9 protein-coding genes are annotated in these 18,054 nt (G+C 67.0%); 6 read left to right on the top strand and 3 right to left on the bottom strand.

From position 1 onward, the window contains the following. Nucleotides 1-83 precede the first annotated feature (83 nt). The gene (locus CR918_RS02155; protein ID WP_025879157.1) at nt 84-1,103 is read right to left on the bottom strand and encodes a cyanophycinase; all 1,020 of its coding nucleotides are present in this window, start codon (nt 1,101-1,103) and stop codon (nt 84-86) included. Between the two features lie 170 nt (nt 1,104-1,273). Here CR918_RS02155 and CR918_RS02150 point away from each other — a divergent pair, with 170 nt between their 5' ends. From CR918_RS02150 to CR918_RS02125, 6 genes are all read left to right on the top strand, one after another. Next, nucleotides 1,274-4,012, top strand: coding sequence for a TonB-dependent receptor plug domain-containing protein (locus CR918_RS02150; protein WP_099841960.1), 2,739 nt, complete (start codon nt 1,274-1,276; stop codon nt 4,010-4,012). A 177-nt stretch (nt 4,013-4,189) separates the two neighbouring features. Further along, nucleotides 4,190-6,955 carry a response regulator gene (locus CR918_RS02145; RefSeq protein WP_099841959.1) on the top strand — a complete coding sequence of 922 codons (2,766 nt, stop codon included), beginning with the start codon at nt 4,190-4,192 and terminating at the stop codon, nt 6,953-6,955. Then, nucleotides 6,952-8,169 (top strand): EAL domain-containing response regulator, encoded by a 1,218-nt coding sequence (locus CR918_RS02140; protein WP_099841958.1) that lies wholly within the window; start codon nt 6,952-6,954, stop codon nt 8,167-8,169. The genes CR918_RS02145 and CR918_RS02140 overlap by 4 nt, the downstream gene beginning before the upstream one ends. A gap of 126 nt (nt 8,170-8,295) precedes the next feature. Further along, nucleotides 8,296-11,499, top strand: coding sequence for a hybrid sensor histidine kinase/response regulator (locus tag CR918_RS02135; protein WP_099841957.1), 3,204 nt, complete (start codon nt 8,296-8,298; stop codon nt 11,497-11,499). Beyond that, nucleotides 11,496-12,137 carry a response regulator gene (locus CR918_RS02130; protein WP_025879152.1) on the top strand — a complete coding sequence of 214 codons (642 nt, stop codon included), beginning with the start codon at nt 11,496-11,498 and terminating at the stop codon, nt 12,135-12,137. The genes CR918_RS02135 and CR918_RS02130 overlap by 4 nt, the downstream gene beginning before the upstream one ends. A gap of 262 nt (nt 12,138-12,399) precedes the next feature. Next, nucleotides 12,400-15,642 (top strand): autotransporter outer membrane beta-barrel domain-containing protein, encoded by a 3,243-nt coding sequence (locus tag CR918_RS02125; protein WP_099844210.1) that lies wholly within the window; start codon nt 12,400-12,402, stop codon nt 15,640-15,642. Between the two features lie 542 nt (nt 15,643-16,184). On the opposite strand, the gene ychF is transcribed toward CR918_RS02125, so the two are convergent. Beyond that, nucleotides 16,185-17,276, bottom strand: coding sequence for a redox-regulated ATPase YchF (gene ychF, locus CR918_RS02120; protein ID WP_025879150.1), 1,092 nt, complete (start codon nt 17,274-17,276; stop codon nt 16,185-16,187). Between the two features lie 179 nt (nt 17,277-17,455). Continuing rightward, complete coding sequence (gene pth, locus CR918_RS02115; RefSeq protein WP_025879149.1) at nt 17,456-18,034, bottom strand: aminoacyl-tRNA hydrolase; 579 nt, start codon at nt 18,032-18,034, stop codon at nt 17,456-17,458. Nucleotides 18,035-18,054 lie beyond the last annotated feature (20 nt).

Genomic DNA, 18,054 nt, shown 5'->3' with positions numbered 1-18,054 from the left:
TGGATTGCACGGTAGCGTCGGGCCATGCCTGGTGGAAGGCACAGCGCGGCGGCATCCGCCGGGCATGGCCCGGCGCTACCGGATCATTGGCGGACGACTTCAATCTCGCCATCGCTGATTTCAGCCAAAGCCTGGTAGGCCGCGTCGGCCTGCAGGTCATCCAGGCGCATGCGACTGCCGCTGGCAACCACGGTGACCGGTACCGCATGGAAGCGCAGCGGTTCGCCTTCCACCAGCCGGTCGGCATCGCGTCCGGGGCTGACCACCCAGACCTTGCCTTCGCCGTCGGCACTGTAGACCTGGGCCTGGCCGTCAGGCTCCACGCACAGGGCCGTGTCTTCGTCGACGCCGATGCCGACCATGTCCGGGTCACCACTGTCATGCGCGGCGCGGGCCACGAACACGATCAGGCGGCCGAGACGGTCGCGCTTGTCGAAGTGGGTGTCGGTGACCACCCGCTGCAGGTAGGGCAACTGCAGGAAGCCGCGGTCCAGGGTCACCGCCTCGCCCATCGGGTCGGCCATGGCGCTGGCCGAATCGATGCTGCCGCCGTCCAGCGCGCCATAGGCGTAGCCGCCGAGGATGGCCAGCCCGGCGCTGGTGCCGGCAATCGGCTTGCCGGCGCGCACGTGGGCATTCAGCGCGCGATTGAGCGCGGTGCCTTTCCAGAAGCGGATGTAGCGGGACTGATCGCCGCCGGCGATGAAGATCGCATCGGCCGCGGCCACGACCCGCAGCACGGCCGGGTCATCGGCGCCGCGGCGGTTGTCGAACACCAGGGTCTGCACGGCGGTGGTGCCGCCAATCTCCCGGTACAGACGGTCCTGCAGCTCATCGGTGCCGGAGGCGCGCAGGATCAGCACACGGCCATTGCCGGCCTGGCGCAGCCACCACTGGAAGGCTTCAGGCACCCATTCTCCACCGCCCATCAGCATCATCGCGGGGGCTCGCGGGCCAGGCCGCGGTGCATCCAGATCGCCCACTTCGTAGTAGGCGAAGCCCGGGTCCATCAGTTCCTGTGCCGCCGCTGGCGATGACCAGAAGAGCGCCGACAGCAGCAAGGCGATGAGCGGGCCACGCAGCCCGTAGCGAAGGCGTCGCATTTTGATCTCCCTGAACAAAAACGACCTGCAACCGTTTTCACTCTTTGCCAGACATATCCCCAGTAGTCAAGGACATGAAAAAGGCGTTAAATGCGCGCGCCCATTCCTGAAATGTGAATGGGGGACAGGGCCCCTCCTCTGTGGGCCGGCATTACTTCCGAGAATTTCTCATGCGTAGACAGGCGATGGCGTGGTCGATCCAGCTGGCGTTGATGGGCGTTGCTGCTTCGGCGGCGGCACAGACTCCCGCTTCCTCTTCGGTACAACAGCTGGATGCGGTGCAGGTGACCGGCTCACGCATCCCGCGCGCCCAGGTGGAAGGACCGGCGCCGATCACTGTCATCAACGCAGAGCAGATCCGCTCCAGCGGCTTCACCACCGTGCCGGACGTGCTGCGCGCGATGACCCAGAACGGCGGTGAGACGCAGAGCCAGCAGTCCTCCGGCGGGGCCGATTTCTCGCCGGGTGCGCAGCAGGTCGACCTGCGCGGGTTGGGCCCGAACCACACCCTGGTGCTGGTCAACGGCCGTCGCATCGCCGACTTCCCGATGCCGTTCAAGGGCCGCAGCAACTTCACCGATGTGTCCAACATTCCGCTGGGCATGATCGACCGCATTGAAGTGCTGACCGGCAGCGCGTCGGCGATCTACGGCTCGGATGCAATCGCCGGCGTGGTCAATTTCATCCTGAAGAAGAAGGCCGATGGCACCACCATCGACATGCGCATGGGCACCACCACCGAAGGCGGTGGTGAGTCGTTCGACATGAGCCTGGCCAGCGGCTTCAGCAGCGGCAACTTCAACGCGGTGTACAGCGTCGAACTGCAGTCGCAGACGCCGCTGTGGGCCTACGACCGCGACATCCAGGACTCGACGCAGGACGGCCCGACCGAAGGCGCGCGCATCGCCCGTCGTTCCTACCTGCGCACCGATTACAACGATGACTACCTGGACCCGGGCGCGGCGACCTGCGAGGCGTTGGCCGGGCAGAACCAGGGCAGCACCTACCGCGCGTTCCGTCCACGCTACGGCTACTACTGCGGCAGCGACAGCTCGATCGGCTACGGCACGATCCTCAGCAAGCGCCGCGGCGCCAACGGCTATGCCTCGCTCAGCTACGACTTCGACAACGGCCAGCAGTGGTTCGCCGACGTGCAGCTGGGCTACCACACGATGTCGCTGATGCGCGATGTCACCAAGTGGGGCCGCATGGCCGCCGACGGCGATGAGTCGGGCTACTTCAACAATGAAGCCACCGGCGAGATCGAGTTCTGGCAGCGCCAGTTCTCGCCCGAGGAAATGGGCGGGCTGGACAATGCGATGGTGCGCAGCACGCAGAAGACCTTCAGCGTGACCACCGGCTTCAAGGGCAACCTGACCGGCAACTGGGACTACGAAGCAGCACTGAGCCATTCGCAGTACCAGTCGCGGATCAGCTGGGCGCAGATCATCGCATCCAAGGCCAACGACCTGTTCCTGGGCCCGCAGCTGGGCGAGGACGAGGACGGCTTCCCGATCTACAACGCCGATCCGTCGCGCCTGTACCGGCCGCTGACCCGTGCCGAGTACGATTCGATCGCCGCACGCACCACCTATACGCCGAAGTCGCGCACCGAGACGGCTGCGTTGACCCTGACCAATGGGTCGCTGTTCACCCTGCCCGGTGGCGATGCCGGCTTTGCCGCGACGGTGGAAGTGGGGCAGCAGGCCTACGCGCTCAACCCGGACCCGCTGGCGACCGGCTATTACTACTACAGCTGGAAGGATTCGGACGGCAAGGGCTCGCGCAACCGCTGGGCGACTGCCGCCGAGCTGCGCATGCCGCTGCATGAGACGGTCAACCTGAGCGTGGCCGGCCGTTACGACCAGTATCGCTATTCGGGCCACACCATCGGCAAGGCGACCTGGAGCGGCGGCCTGGAATGGCGCCCGATCGACACGCTGCTGGTGCGCGGCTCGTACGGCACCGCGTTCCGTGCGCCGGACCTGCACTATGTGTTCGCCGGCCCGGGCAACGACGAGACCAGCGCGGAAGATCTGTACAACTGCCGCGCCGACGCCGCCGATGATTGCGCCGATTACGAGCGCAACGTGATCCGCAGCCGCAGTGGCAACCGCGAGCTGGAACCGGAAACCAGCACCTCCTGGAGCGCGGGCTTCGTGTGGTCGCCGGCCACCGGCCTGGACCTGTCGGCCGACTGGTTCAACATCGACATGCGCGACCAGGTGCAGGACATGGACGTGCGTACGATCCTGGCCAGCGAAGCGAACTGCCGCCTGGGCAGCGCCGACATCGGTTCGCCGACCTGCGTGGATGCCCTGGCCCGCATCACCCGCACCGCCGACGGCCGTCTGTACGGTGTGCACGTCAATCCGATCAACGTGGCGCGCGAGTCCACCTCCGGCATCGACGTCGGCCTGCGCTACCGCCTGCAGACCGGCATCGGCGACTTCATCTTCAATGGCACCCACACCTGGGTGAAGAAGCATGACTTCCAGCGCTATGCCGGCGATGTGACCGAAGACCAGTTCGCGATCAACAGCGGCTTCGATATTCCCCGCACCAAGACCAGCGTCAGCGTGACCTGGGAAAAGGACGCCTGGTCGGCCACCGTGTACGGCTCGCGCCTGGGCAAGCTGCCGACCTCGGACAGCTACGACCAGGTGTTCGACGAGGAAAGCGGCGACAGCCCGTGGATCAAGGCGACCTACCGCTACAACGCTTCGCTGCAGTACCGCTTCGACGATCACTCGCGGTTGTCGCTGTCGGTGGTCAATGTGTTCAACAAGATGCCGCCGAAGGACAAGACCTATACGGCGTACCCGTACTACGACGTGTCCTGGTTCGACAGCGTCGGCCGTACCATCAACCTGCAGTACACCCACAAGTTCGGTGGCAGCGCGCTGTAAGGACGCCCTGCTGGTGGCTCGCCACAGACCCCCGCTTCGGCGGGGGTCTTTTTTTGACCGCCAGCCGCTGCCCCAGCCTGAACGGTTCCCCGCCGGCGGCGGCCCCCACGGCGGGCGCGCCGCTTTTTAGGACATGGCTGATTCCGGGCGGGTGACCGTCCTCCCTAGGATCGGTGCATGTTCCGATTCCCTCGCCCTTCCCTGCCCCTGGTCGCACCGCCGACCACCGCTTCGGTGCTGCTGCGCTGGCTGACGGTGTGCGTGTTCCTGTGCCTGGCTGCCGCCACCGGCTTCTACCTGCTGACCGCGTTGACCGAAGATATCTCCAGCCACCGCCGCGACATGAATGCCGCCGCGTACAGGGCGCAGATCTACTTCGACCAGCGTGAGGCCCTGCTGCGCTATCTGGGCGATTCGGTGGTGGTGGGTGATCCGTCGGCGCCGTCCAGCGAGGGCGTACGCCAGCTGCCGTTGGACGGGCCGGGTGGAAAGCCGGGCCAGCGCCTGCTGCTGTCGCCGCGCGCAGAACACACGCTGCAGACCCTGCAGACCCATCTGCTGCTGGTGGACGCGCAGGGAACGCATTGGCTGGCCGGCGGCCAGGCCGACGTGGACATCGCCGGCCTGCCCACGCTGCACGTACTGCGGCAGCGCAGCGGCACGCTTGCCGGTACCGACCCGGTGTACTGGCTGCGCGCGGGCGACGCCGGGGTCGCTCTGGCACAACCGGTACAGGCCGGACCGCAACCGGGCCAGTGGTTGATGCTGCTGCTGGACAGTGCGGCCGCCTCGGACATGATCGATGGCCAGGGCATCGGCGGCTACGCTCTGCTGGACCGCGACGGGCAGCCCGCCCTGTCGAGCCTGGCTCCGCGCCTGGACAGCGCAGGCTGGAAAGCACTGCAGCAGCGCCAGGACGACAGTTTCGGCGTGCTCTGGAGCACAGGCCTGCCACGCGGCGTGGCCTTGGTGAAGGGCGTAGGCAATGACGGCTGGCGGCTGGTCTATCACCTGCCTCCACGCCTGCTGCTCGGCGACATGGCGACCTCGCTGCTGATCAGCAGTGCGTCGCTGCTGCTGGCGGGCATCGCGCTGCGCCTGCTGCGGCATCGCGTCGACCGCCAGTTGATCCAGCCGGCCCTGCTGCAGCACCGGCGCCTGCTGGAAAGCCTGGATTTCAGTTCCACGGTGATAGACCTGGCGCCGGTCGGCATCTGTGTCCTGCGCCGCAGCGACCGCCAGCTGCTGCTGTCCAACCAGTTGCTGCGCGACTGGCTGGGCGAGGAAGGCACGGACAGCGATTGGCAGGCACCGTGGCGCGGGCATGCCGGCGAACGCGGTCGCGGGCTGGAGTTCACCGCACGCGACGGTCGCCAGCTGCAGGTGCTGCATGCGGCCTGCCGTTACCAGGATGACGACGTGCTGCTGTGCGTGTTCCATGACATCTCACGCCATCGCCAGGCGCAGGCGGCGCTGTCCTCGGCGCGGCAGGCAGCCGACGCCGCCAACCAGGCCAAGAGCGCGTTCCTGGCGACCATGAGCCATGAGATCCGCACGCCGCTGTACGGGGTGCTTGGCACGCTGGAGCTGCTCGGCCGCACGCCCCTGGATGCGCGCCAGTCGCAGTACCTGCGCACCATCGAGAGTTCCTCGTCGGTGCTGCTGCAACTGATCAGCGACGTGCTGGATGTGTCCAAGATCGAGTCGGGCCAGCTGAGCCTGGAGCCGGCATCGTTCTCGCCGCGCGAGCTGACCGAGAGCGTGCTGCGCAGCTTCGCCGCTGCGGCGACGCGCAAGGGCCTGCAGGTACTGGTCTGCACCGATCCCCGGTTGCCGACACGGGTGCTCGGTGATGCCGACCGGATCCGCCAGGTGCTGGGCAACCTGCTCAGCAATGCCATCAAGTTCACCGAGCATGGCCGGGTGGTGCTGCGCGTACGACTGGTGCAGCGCGAAGGCGAGTCGAGCGTGCTGGCCTGGCAGGTCACCGATACCGGCGTGGGCATCGCCACCGAGGAACAGGCACGCCTGTTCGAGCCCTTCCGTCAGGTCCGTGGCGCTGCCAGTGCGCAGGGCACCGGGCTGGGCCTGTCGATCAGCGACCGCCTGGTGCGCTTGATGAGTGGCGAACTGCGCGTGGTCAGCGAGCCGGGACTGGGCAGCAGTTTCACCGTGCGCCTGCCCTTGCCGGTGCTGGCGGCGACCGAGGATGGCCCCGCGTTGCTGGCCGAACCGCCGGTCTACGTGCGCGGCCGCGATCGCGAGCTGGTCGATAGTGCCTGTGGCTGGCTGCGCCGCTGGGGTGCCAATGCGCAGCCGCTGCAGGGCGATCCTGCCCTGCTCGACCACGCCGGCGCGATCCTGATGGATGGCGAGGCGGAACAGCCGTTGGCCTGGCAGGGACCGCGGGTGTTGGCCTCGATCGATGGGGGCGACCAACCGGCACCTGCCGCCGATGGCGCGCTGCTGGTCACCCTGCATGGCATGTCCTCGATCGCCTTGGCGGTGGCACGCCAGCAGCGCCAATGCGCAACGCTGCCGACCGCAGCGCGCGATGTGCAGCCAGGCCCGCTGGGACTGCGGGTGCTGGCCGTGGAAGACAATCCCATCAACCGGGTGATCCTGGCCGAACAGCTGCAGGCCCTGGGCTGCGAGGTGGAGCTTGCGCAGGATGGTGTCGAGGCGTTGCAGCTGTGCCAGGCCCATGACTTCGACCTTGTGGTCACCGACATCAACATGCCGCGCATGGACGGCCACACCCTGGCGCGCCGGCTGCGGGCGGAGGGCGTTCTGCTGCCGGTGATCGGCGCCACCGCCAACGCTACCGCCGAGGAGCGCGAGCGCTGCCTGGCCAGTGGCATGCAGGGCTATCTGAGCAAACCCATCGACATCGCACGCCTGCGTCAGGCGCTTTCCGCCGTTCGCCAAGGAGATCCTGCATGACCCGCCGTGTCCTGATCCTGGAAGACCAGCCGTTCCAACGCGGCTATCTCGTCAATCTGTTCAGCGCGCGCGCCGGCGTGCAGGTCGACGCCTGCGAAGACGTCGATGCGGCTATCGCCCTGTGTGCCTGCCAGGCCTATGACCTGGTGGTGAGCGATCTGTTGATGCCCGGCCAGGATGGCATCCAGTTCATCCAGGCACTGGCCGCGCAGCCGCGTCCGCCTCGGCTTGCCGTGGTCAGCGCAGCCTCGCGGCGGATGATGAGTTCGGCGCGGTTGATGGCTGAATCACTGGGCCTGGACGTGGTCGGCCTGTTGGCCAAGCCGGTCGCCGCCAGCGATGTTGATGCGCTGCTCGATGCACTGGCGCAGACCCGGCCAGCCGTACGCACCAGCCCGGCCGCGCTGACTCCCGAGCCGGACGCGGTGCAGCTGCGGCAGGCGCTGGCCGACGGCAGCCTGACTGCCTGGTTCCAGCCGAAGAAGTCGTTGCAGTCCGGGCGCGTGGTTGCCGCCGAAGCACTGGTGCGCTGGCGCCATCCGCAGCTCGGAACACTGGCGCCTGGAAGCTTCCTGCCGGCACTGTGCCGTCATGGCCTGGAGGGCGAACTGCTGCGCGCGATGCTCACCGCCAGCATCCAGGCGCAGGCGCGCTGGCGCTCCCAGGGATTCCGCGTGCCGGTATCGATCAACCTGCCGCCGCATCTGCTGGAGCAGTCCGATCTTCCCGATGAGCTGCTGGCATTGACCCTGGCCGCCGGCGGCAACCCGGCTGACCTGTGCTTCGAACTGATGGAGAACAGCACCACCCGCCACGTGAGCGACTTCTATGCAGGCGCGTGCCGGCTGCGGATGAAGGGGTTCGGCCTGGCCCAGGACGACTTCGGCCAAGGCCTGAGCTCGGTGCACAACCTGGTCAACACCCCCTTCACCGAGGTCAAGATCGATCGGGCGCTGGTCAGCGGCTGCGCGCGCGATCCCGCCCTGCACCTGACCTTGACCACCGTGATCGCGCTGGCCAACCAGCTCGGCCTGACCATCGTTGCCGAGGGCGTGGAGAGCGATGCCGATCTGGCCGCGCTGCGCCAGCTCGGCTGCAACCAGGTGCAGGGCTTCCTGGTTTCGCAGGCGCTGCCCTCGGACGACTTCACCCGACTGCTGGACGAAGATGCTCCGGATGAGGGCGCGCGCGGCAGCCGTGCAGCATCGCGCTGACAGTCGAGGCTGAAAGGCTTCACAATCCCATCAAGAGTCATTGACGATCCTCTCTGCGCGGCGGTACCGGCCGTGCCCCGGGCCCTTCGGGCCGCCATCGACCGCCTACTGCTCCGAGACCTGCCCATGCCGGCCGAGGCCGCTCCCGTACGCCGACTCGCCCGCCGCTCCCTGCGCGTACATGCCCTGCTGATTGGCGTGGTGGTGCTGGCAACCCTGCAGGCCGGCCTGCTGCTGTCCACCGGCAGCCAGCTGTTCAACGAAGAACAGAGCAAGATCCGCTATCACTTCCGTCGCCTGGACGGCACGCTGCAGGAACAGGACCGCTTCCTACGGCAATGGCGCCTGCATGACGTAGGCAGTCGCGGGCAGCCAGTGGACGAATCTGCCTCGCGTGCGCCGCCCAGCCCCTTGTTCGCCAGTTTCGCCCGGATCGGTGCCGACAGTGGCGCTTCTGCACAGGCAGCGGACGAACTGGGCGACCGCTTCCTGCGCTTCTACGGCGCCTTCTGGGCGGCCTCCCGGTTTCCGCCTCCGCAATGCCTGCTGGTCGATGGCCAGGGCCGCCGTGGCCTGCTTGCGCCGATCCAGACAACGCGTGGTGATCCGGGCCAGAGCAGCCCGCATCACCTGCATCCGGCACTGGCCGCCATCCACCAGGTCCTGCGCGAACGTCCAGCGCTGCGCCGCGGCAGCGTGGTCTGGACACCGGTGGCCTGGCGCGAAGGCCAGACCCGGCTGCTTGCCATCGCGCACGCGCCGCAGGATGCCCGCCTGTGGGGCGAGAACGAGGACGAGTCACTGGCCGCCGTGGCCTGCCTGCTGGATCCCGGCCGCGTCGATGACTACCGCCAGGTGATGGGTACGCCGGTGTTCGAACGGATGTCACTGTTCGATGGCAACGGCCGCCTGCTGCTCGGTGATGCCAGCGATGCCAGCCGCGCCGCTACGTCCTGGCGCGCGGGACTGGACGGCCTGCTGTTCCGCATGCGCAGCGAACACGGCTGGCTGGCGGTGTATCACGTGGGCTGGCAACAGGTGTTCCAGCACCCGCGCGGGCCCCTGCTGGGCAGCATGGTGGTGGCACTGCTGCTGGCCACCGGTGGCGTGCTGATCCTGCGTGCCTACCGGCGTTCGGTGATCGAACCACTGCGCCGCAACCATGCGCGGTTGCTGGAAAGCGAAGCCTTCAGCCGCACCATCCTCGACAACGCACCGATCGGATTGTGCCTGCTGCGTCGCACCGATGGCCGCGTGCTGCTGGACAACGCGCTGGCGCGTCAGTGGTTGGGGGAAGACCACGACGAGGGTGGCTGGCACGGGCCCTGGCGACGCAGTGTGCTCGCCGCCGGCGGCACTGCCGCGGGCGACGGCCTGGCCTACACCACGCCGGACAACCGCCACCTGCTGATCACCGCCACGCCCGCGCGCTATCGCGGCGAACCGGCTGTGCTGTGCCTGTTCATCGACCTCAGCAGCCAGCACGAGGCCGAGCAGGTGCTGCAGCAGGCACGGCGCGCGGCCGACCAGGCCAACCGCGCCAAAAGCCAGTTCCTGGCCACCATGAGCCATGAGATACGCACCCCGCTGTACGGTGTGCTCGGCACGCTGGAATTGCTTGGCCTGACCCCGCTGGATGCGCGCCAGCAGGACTACCTGGACACGATCCAGCGCTCGTCATCGACATTGATGCAGCTGATCAGCGACATCCTGGATGTCAGCAAGGCCGAGGCCGACCAGCTGAGCCTGGAACCCGGCGCGTTCGATCCGGTGCGGTTGACCGAGGACGCACTGGACTCCTACGCCGCAGCCGCCGCACACAAGGGCCTGCAGTTCTACGCCTGCATCGATCCGGACGTGCCGGCTGCGGTCAACGGTGATGCCGCGCGCATCCGCCAGATCCTCAACAACCTGATCAGCAATGCGCTGAAGTTCACCGACAGCGGTCGGGTCGTGGTGCGCCTGGGTGCACAGCACGTCGACGATCGCTGCTGGCTGCGCTGGCAGGTGGCCGATACCGGCATCGGCATCGCCAGCGAGCACCAGGCACATCTGTTCGAACCCTTCTTCCAGGCCAACCCGGGCACCGATGCCATGCGTGGCACCGGACTGGGCCTGGCGATCTGTGCACACCTGACCGCGATGATGGACGGCCACCTGCGGGTGGTCAGCGAAAGCGGCCTGGGCAGCAGTTTCTCGGTCGAACTGCCGCTGCCTGAGGCAATACCCGATCCGCTGCAGGCGGCTTCACCGCAGTTGCCGGCAGGGCTGCCGGTGCAGGTTCGCGGCAGCGTTCGCGAGTTTGCACAATCGATATGCGATCGGCTGCAGCAGCGTGGCGCACAGGCCAGCGTGCACCGCGACGATGCGCCGGCGCTTGTCGACCCTGGCATGGTGATGCTCGACCTTGTGCTGGACGAGGGTGCGCCTGCGTGGAGTGGACCGCAGGTGGTGGCCTGCCGCGAAGGCGGAATGCAGCCGCAACAGGTGCAGGGACATTGGCAGGTCGGCGTGCATCGCCTGGATGCGATCGTGATGGCGCTGGCGGCTGCGGCCGGGCGAGCGCTGCCCGCCGAGGTCAACGGGCGTCTGCCCACGACACGCAGGTTCGGTGGGCTGCAGGTACTGGTCGCCGAAGACAACCCGATCAACCAGGCGATCCTGCGTGACCAGCTGGAGCAGCTCGGCTGCCACGCTGTGGTCGCCAGCGACGGCAATGAGGCCCTGCGCTATTGGCCGCAGCGTCCTTTTGCCCTGGTGTTGACCGACCTCAACATGCCGGGACTGGACGGTTACGGTCTGGCCCGTGCATTGCGCGCGCGTGGGGTTGGCGTACCGATCCATGGCGCAACCGCCAACGCCGACCCGGCCGAACGGCAACGCTGCCACGAGGCAGGGATGCAGGGGGTGCTGGTCAAGCCGATCACCCTGGCAGCACTGCAGCGCCTGCTGACCCAGGTCACGGCCGGGCCGCACAGCGAACCCAGCGACGACGATGCCGATGCTCCGCTGCAGGTTCCGGAAAAGATGCAGGCGTTGTTCGTGCAGACCATGCAGGCCGACCTGGACAGCCTGCAGCGGGCGATCGGCGATGCCTCGCCCGAACGCGTGGCACAGGTGCTGCACCGCATCCGCGGCGCACTGGTGATCGTCGGCGCACCGGCACTGGTGGCACACGGCCAGCAGATCGAACAACAGATCGGCGACGGCGACACGCTGCCTTCGCTGGCCGGGGCGCTCGACCATTTCCAGCGGCGCCTGCAGCGGCTGCTGGAACCATTGACGCACGTCGCCGCCCCCTCACCTTCCCGCAACCCGACACTGCCATGACCACCCGCATCCTCATCGCTGACGACCACCCGATCGTGCTTGCCGGCATCCGCGATGTCCTGGCCGGCGAACTGGACCTGGACGTGGTCGGCGAGGCCGCCGATCCGGCGACTCTGATCGAGTTGATGACGAGCACCCAGCCCCATGCGGTGATCACCGATTACAGCATGCCCGGTGGTGACAGCTTCGGCGATGGCATCAAGCTGATCTCGTTCCTGCGCCGCAGCTTCCCGGACACGCATGTACTGGTATTGACGATGGTCTCCAACCCTTCGCTGGTGGCGGCCATGTATGCCGCTGGCGCGGGCGGCGTGGTGCTCAAGAGCCACGGCCTGGGCAGCCTGGTGCAGGCGCTGCGCACGGTGCTGGCCGACCGCATCTATCGCCCGCCCGGACTGATGCCGGTTGCCGCGGCGGAACCGGCCGATGCCGCGGTGGTGCTGGCGCGTCTTTCTCCACGGGAACTGGAAGTGATCCGCCTGTTCACCGGCGGCATGAGCGTGGGAGACATCGCCCGCCAACTGCAGCGCAGCGCGAAGACGGTCAGCACCCAGAAGATCAGCGCGATGCGCAAACTGGGCGTGGACAGCGACCAGGCGCTGATCGAGTACTGCCTGCAGGCCTCGTTGTTCGCCTGAGGCGTCCACAACGCTGAACCGTGCCCGGCCCATGCGCCGGGCACGAAGTGCTTTAGGAAACGCCTGATTCCATAGGACAGGGCTGATTTCTAGTCTGGATGCATCCCGCCACGGTGACGGCGTCCCATCGTCATCGCGTTACCGGCGGGAGGGAAACCGGATGGCGCCTGCAGCGGCCATCGCACGCGGTTTCCACAGCGACGCGGCCCTGCCGCGCCAGATCGCGCAGCCGCGCTGCGCCCTGCCACAGGAATCCAACAGCATGAACGCCTCTCCCCCACGGCGCCGCCGTGCGCCCGCCTGCGCGCGCGTGGCGCGCCTTCCCCTGATTCCCAGCCTGCTGGCCAGCGCCTTGTGGGCCGCCCTGCCCGTGCATGCGGCCGAACTGCAGGGGCCGTTGAAGGTTACCGATGGTGGCAGCCTGCAGCTGGGCGCCGACGACACCCTGCAGCACAGTGCAGGCGGCTACGCGCTGGAGGCCAACGGTGTGGGCAGCACCATTACGGTCGATGGCAGCTGGATCTCGAGCACCGGCGGCGGCAGCGGCATCCTTGCCAGCGCCGGTGGCAGCGTCGTCATCGAGGGCGGCATCCTGCAGATCGGCAACGGCAGCACCACCGTCGGCTATGCGCTGAACGCCAGCGGTGCGGGTAGCGTGATCCGGGCCAACAACCTGGTCATCAATGCTTACCGGAACGGTTCGGGCTACGGCACGGTCAATGCCACCGGTGGTGGCAAGCTCTGGTTGAATGGCGGCAGTGTGAGCAGCGCCGGACATGCTCTGTACTCCACTGGGCGTGGCAGCGAACTGCACGTGACCGGTACGGAGATCAACAACGGTGCCAACAGCGCAGTGTACGCCGAGGGTGGCGCGCTGCTGTCGCTGGAATCGCTGAAGATGACCTTCGACGAAGCCAGCAGCGGCTACAGCGGCCGTCTGTCCTCCGGCGGCAGCGGCAGCGTGCTGTCGCTGCGCGACGTGGACGTGGTCAACGGCTACTTCGACATCGACAACGGTGGCACGCTGCAGATCGTGGGCGGCAGTGCCAGCAGCAGCGGCAGCAGCATCCGCCTGCTCGGCAACAGTGGCAACCGCGTGTACTCCACTGCCGATATCACCGGCGGCCGTTTCGAGACCGTCGGCGGCTACGGCGTCAACGTCAACAGCTGGGCCAAGCTGACCACCAACGGTGCCCACTTCACCGTGCGCGACGGCTATTCCGGCATCTGGCTGTCCGGCGCGGACTCGCTGGCCGACCTCACCGATACCAGGCTCAGCACCTATGGCGACAACGGCTACGGCCATGGCGTGGACGTCTGGGGTGGTACCGCCACGATCACCGGCGGCAGCATCGATACCCACGGCGATGGGGTCTACGGCCTGCGTGCCTCGGGCAGCAATCCGCCGACGCCCTACTCGCGCATCCGCGCCAAGAACCTGGACATCACCACCCATGGCACCGGCGGCGGCGGTGTCTTCCTTGGCGGCAGCACGGCCGATGCGCAGCTGGACGGAGGCTCGATCACCACACTGGGTGCATCCTCGTTCGGCATCGTGCAGATGAACACGGCCAAGCTCACCGCCGACAACCTGAGCATCCATGCGCAGGGCACGAATTCGGGTGCCTATCGCTCCTACATCACGGTGTTCGGGCCGTACTGGGACCGCCTGGTGTTCAACAACAGCAGCCTGCAGACTCAGGACGGCCCCGCGCTCTGGCTGCAGGGCAGCAACCACGAGCTGACGCTCAACAACACCGATGTCATCGCGCGCCGGCAGGGCAACCTCGACGGTGGCCGCCTGCTGCGGGTGAGCGATACGGTGTTCACCGATGGAAGCTCGGTCGCCACCGCAGACATTCTGTTCACTGCCGACAACAGCCGCCTGACCGGCGATGTGGCGGTCGACAGCGCCACCGCCAACGTGCAGATGACGCTGCGCAACGGCACCGTGTTCAACGGCGCGCTGCGCAACGATTCGGGCTACCAGGTCGCGCAGCTGGCGATGGACGGCAGCAGCCAATGGAACGTGCGTTCCAGTTCCAGCGTCGGTTCGCTGGACCATGCCGGCACCATCGCCTTCGCCGCCCCCACCACCGACGACTTCAAGACCCTGACCGTCACCGGCGACTATGTCGGCAACGATGGACACTGGCTGTTCAACCGCGCGCTGGGCGACGATGCCTCGCTGGGTGACCAGCTGGTGATCCAGGGCAACAGCAGTGGCACCGCCTCCGTCAGCGTGCGCAACGCAGGGGGCGCCGGTGCCCTGACCAGCGAAGGCATCCGCCTGATCAGCGTGGGCGGCCAGTCCGATGCGCAGTTCTCGCTGCAGGGACGCGCGGTGGCCGGCGCTTACGATTACTTCCTGTACAAGGGCGGCGTCTCCACGCCGGATGACGGCAACTGGTACCTGCGCTCGGAATACGTCCCGCCGGTCGACCCGCCGGAACCGCCCGATCCGCCGATTGATCCGCCGACTCCGCCGATCGATCCGCCTGCTCCGCCGATCGATCCGCCGGTAGTTCCGCCGGTCGATCCGCCACTGCCGCCGGCACCGCCGCGCGTGGAGCGCCCGGAGCCGGCGGTATACATGGCCAACCAGAGCAGTGCGCTGGGCATGTTCCGGCACAGCCTGTACGACCGCAGCGGTGATCCTGCCGAGGCGACCGGTGGTGGCAGCGACGCCATTGCTTGGGCACAGGTGCGCAGCAGCGCGCCCGGCAGCCGCGGCCACCAGGTGGATGTGGACAGCGAGCTCAACAGCGTGCTGCTGGGCGTCGGTCGTCGCTTCGAAGCCAATGCCGGCGGCCAGCTGCAGGCAGGTGTGATGGCCGGCCATGGCCGGGCACGCAATGACAGTCGCTCGCAGGTGACCGGTTACACCGCGCACGGTGTGGTCAACGGCACCAGCCTGGGCCTGTATGCGACCTGGTTGCAGGACGCGCGGATGGAGCACGGTGCGTATGTGGACGGCTGGCTGCAGTACGGGCGTTTCCGCAACAGCGTGCAGGGCGAAGGGCTGCAGAAGGAGCACTATCGTTCGCACAGCTGGACCGGTTCGGCCGAGGCAGGCTATGTGCTGCCCGTGCAGCGCACGGCCCAGCGCGGTGTCTACCTGGAGCCACAGCTGCAGGTGATCCACAGCCGCTACGACGCCGACCGCGTGGTCGAGGCCAACGGCACGGTGGTTGAAGGGCGCGACAAGGACAGCACCACCACGCGTGTGGGACTGCGCCTGTACACGCGTTCGCTGACGCAGCGCCAGGGGCAGGTACAGCCGTTCGTCGCGGTGAACTGGTGGTCCGGTGGCAACGACGCGACCATCGCCGTGGACGGAGAACGCCTGCGCCGGCAGTTGCCGCGTGACATCTACGAAGCCAAGGCCGGCGTGCAGGTGAATCTGTCGGGCGGCTGGCGCGGCTGGGGTGAGATCAGCCACCAGACCGGCGGCATGGGCTTCCGCGATACCAGCGGTCAGCTGGGCGTCTCTTACCACTGGTAAGCGCTGCGACGGGTGATCCCAGCGAGGGGTCCGGCGATGCGTCGTCGGACCCCTTGTTGTTTTCCACACCACGCGTGGAAATCGATGGGGGTTGGATGTGGACAAGTGGCCATGAGCCACGCACGACAAGCGTTTTCAGCTCTGGTCATTTTTTATCCAATCAATCCACCGCGCCCGCAGGTGCATGTTTTCCACACAGCAGGTGGAAAGCGCTGCGGACTTGATGTGGACAACCCGGCTTGAACGTTATGCCGCAAGCGTTTCAGGGTGTGGCTGTTTTTTGTCCAGGCGCTTCGATGGTTTTCCACACATCACGTGGAAAGCCGTGGGGGTTTGGTGTGGACAAGTAGCTGCGAGCCCTGCACGGCAAGCGTTTCAAGGCGTGGTGAATTTCTGTCCAAGGCCACCGGCAGCACTGCGCTGGCGCTTCCGCAGCAGAAGCGCGCAGCGGCACTGCTCGTGCCCCCCTTCTGACAGGCGCCCGATACAACAAGACCCCGCATTGCGGGGTCCTGTGGACAATCACTGCGCTGCGTCGTCGATCAGACGTTGAAGCGGAAATGCAGGATGTCACCTTCCTGCACGCGGTATTCCTTGCCTTCCAGGCGCAGGCGACCGGCTTCCTTCGCACCGGCTTCGCCCTTGTACTTGATGAAGTCGTCATACGCGATGGTTTCGGCGCGGATGAAGCCCTTCTCGAAGTCGGTATGGATGACCGCGGCAGCCTGCGGCGCGGTGGCGCCCTTGCGCACGGTCCACGCGCGGACTTCCTTTACACCGGCAGTGAAGTAGGTCTGCAGGCCGAGCAGGCTGTAGGCCGCGTTGATCACACGGTTCAGGCCAGGCTCGGTCAGGCCAAGGTCGGCCAGGAAGGTATCGCGGTCTTCGTCATCCAGCTGCGACAGCTCTTCTTCGATCGCCGCCGACACCGGCACCACCTGCGCGCCTTCTTCGGCGGCACGGGCGCGCACGGCGTCCAGGTGCGGGTTGTTCTCGAAACCGTCTTCCAGCACGTTGGCGATGTACATCACCGGCTTCAGGGTCAGCAGGAACAGATCGCGCACCAGCGCCTTCTCTTCCTCGTCCAGGCCCGCCGAACGGCCGGCCTTGCCATCGGCCAGCGCGGCCTGCAGCTTGGCCAGCACCGGCTTGCGTGCCGCTGCGTCCTTGTCACCGCCCTTGGCCGCACGCTCGGCGCGGTTCAGTGCCTTCTCGACGCTGTCCAGGTCGGCCAGGGCCAGTTCGGTATCGATGGTGTCGATGTCCGAGATCGGGTCGACCTTGTTGTTGACGTGGATGACGTCAGCGTTCTCGAAGCAGCGCACCACATGGGTGATCGCATCCACTTCGCGGATGTGGGCCAGGAACTTGTTGCCCAGGCCTTCGCCACTGGCCGCACCGGCCACCAGGCCGGCGATGTCGACGAACTCCACCGCGGTCGGGATGACCTTCTGCGGGTTGATGATCGCCGCCAGCTCGTTCAGGCGCGGATCCGGCACCGGCACGATGCCGACGTTGGGCTCGATGGTGCAGAACGGGAAGTTCGCCGCGGCGATGCCCGCCTTGGTCAGCGCGTTGAACAGGGTCGACTTGCCGACGTTGGGCAGGCCGACGATGCCGCATTTGATACCCATGGGTGACAGCTCTCTGGGGTGAAAGTGATTGGTGAAACAGCGCACGCGCCGCTTGGCCAATCCATCTCGGTGTCGTCGATCAACATCTGTGCCAACCAAGGTTGGCACCTACTAAGGGCCGGTTGGCACCTACCGGGGCCGGTTGGCACCCGCTGCCGGCCAGCGGCCGGCACTACCGGTTATTTCGGGGTGTGCAGCCGCTTCATCGCTTCGCTGAAATCGCCCTGCACCGCCAACGGCAGCACGTCGATCGCATCGTCGATGGCGCGGGAGATCAGTACTTCATCGTCCTTGGAGGGGCGTCCCAGCACCCAGCCCACCACGCGGTCCTTGTGGCCGGGATGGCCGATGCCCACGCGCAGGCGGTGAAACCTGCCATGGCCGAGCAGGCGGATGGTGTCACGCAGGCCGTTCTGGCCACCGTGTCCACCGTCGAACTTCAAGCGCGCCACGCCGGGCGCCAGGTCCAGTTCGTCGTGGGCCAGCAGGGTGTCCTCCGGCTCGATCTTCCAGAACCGCTGTGCGGCGGTGACCGACTTGCCGCTGAGGTTCATGAAGGTGGCCGGCTTGAGCAGCCACACGGTCTGTCCGGCAATGTCGACCTTGGCGGTCTCGCCAAACAACTTGCTGTCCACGTTCCATCGTGCACCGGCTTTTTCAGCCAGGGCCTCAACGAAATGAAACCCGGCATTGTGCCGGGTCCGGGCGTGCTCCGATCCGGGGTTGCCCAGACCGACGATCAGTCGCAATCCTGCCATCGTTCCATCCAGATACGGCG

Source organism: Stenotrophomonas indicatrix (genome assembly GCF_002750975.1).
GTDB classification, from domain to species: Bacteria; Pseudomonadota; Gammaproteobacteria; order Xanthomonadales; family Xanthomonadaceae; genus Stenotrophomonas; species Stenotrophomonas indicatrix.
This window is presented reverse-complemented; position numbering and strand designations above follow the sequence as displayed.

What these genes read in the sequence shown, in the direction of transcription:
- CR918_RS02155 (WP_025879157.1), bottom strand. Translation starts at nt 1,103, where the DNA reads ATGCGACGCCTTCGCTACGGGCTGCGTGGCCCGCTCATCGCCTTGCTG.
- CR918_RS02150 (WP_099841960.1), top strand. Translation starts at nt 1,274, where the DNA reads ATGCGTAGACAGGCGATGGCGTGGTCGATCCAGCTGGCGTTGATGGGC.
- CR918_RS02145 (WP_099841959.1), top strand. Translation starts at nt 4,190, where the DNA reads ATGTTCCGATTCCCTCGCCCTTCCCTGCCCCTGGTCGCACCGCCGACC.
- CR918_RS02140 (WP_099841958.1), top strand. Translation starts at nt 6,952, where the DNA reads ATGACCCGCCGTGTCCTGATCCTGGAAGACCAGCCGTTCCAACGCGGC.
- CR918_RS02135 (WP_099841957.1), top strand. Translation starts at nt 8,296, where the DNA reads ATGCCGGCCGAGGCCGCTCCCGTACGCCGACTCGCCCGCCGCTCCCTG.
- CR918_RS02130 (WP_025879152.1), top strand. Translation starts at nt 11,496, where the DNA reads ATGACCACCCGCATCCTCATCGCTGACGACCACCCGATCGTGCTTGCC.
- CR918_RS02125 (WP_099844210.1), top strand. Translation starts at nt 12,400, where the DNA reads ATGAACGCCTCTCCCCCACGGCGCCGCCGTGCGCCCGCCTGCGCGCGC.
- ychF (WP_025879150.1), bottom strand. Translation starts at nt 17,276, where the DNA reads ATGGGTATCAAATGCGGCATCGTCGGCCTGCCCAACGTCGGCAAGTCG.
- pth (WP_025879149.1), bottom strand. Translation starts at nt 18,034, where the DNA reads ATGGCAGGATTGCGACTGATCGTCGGTCTGGGCAACCCCGGATCGGAG.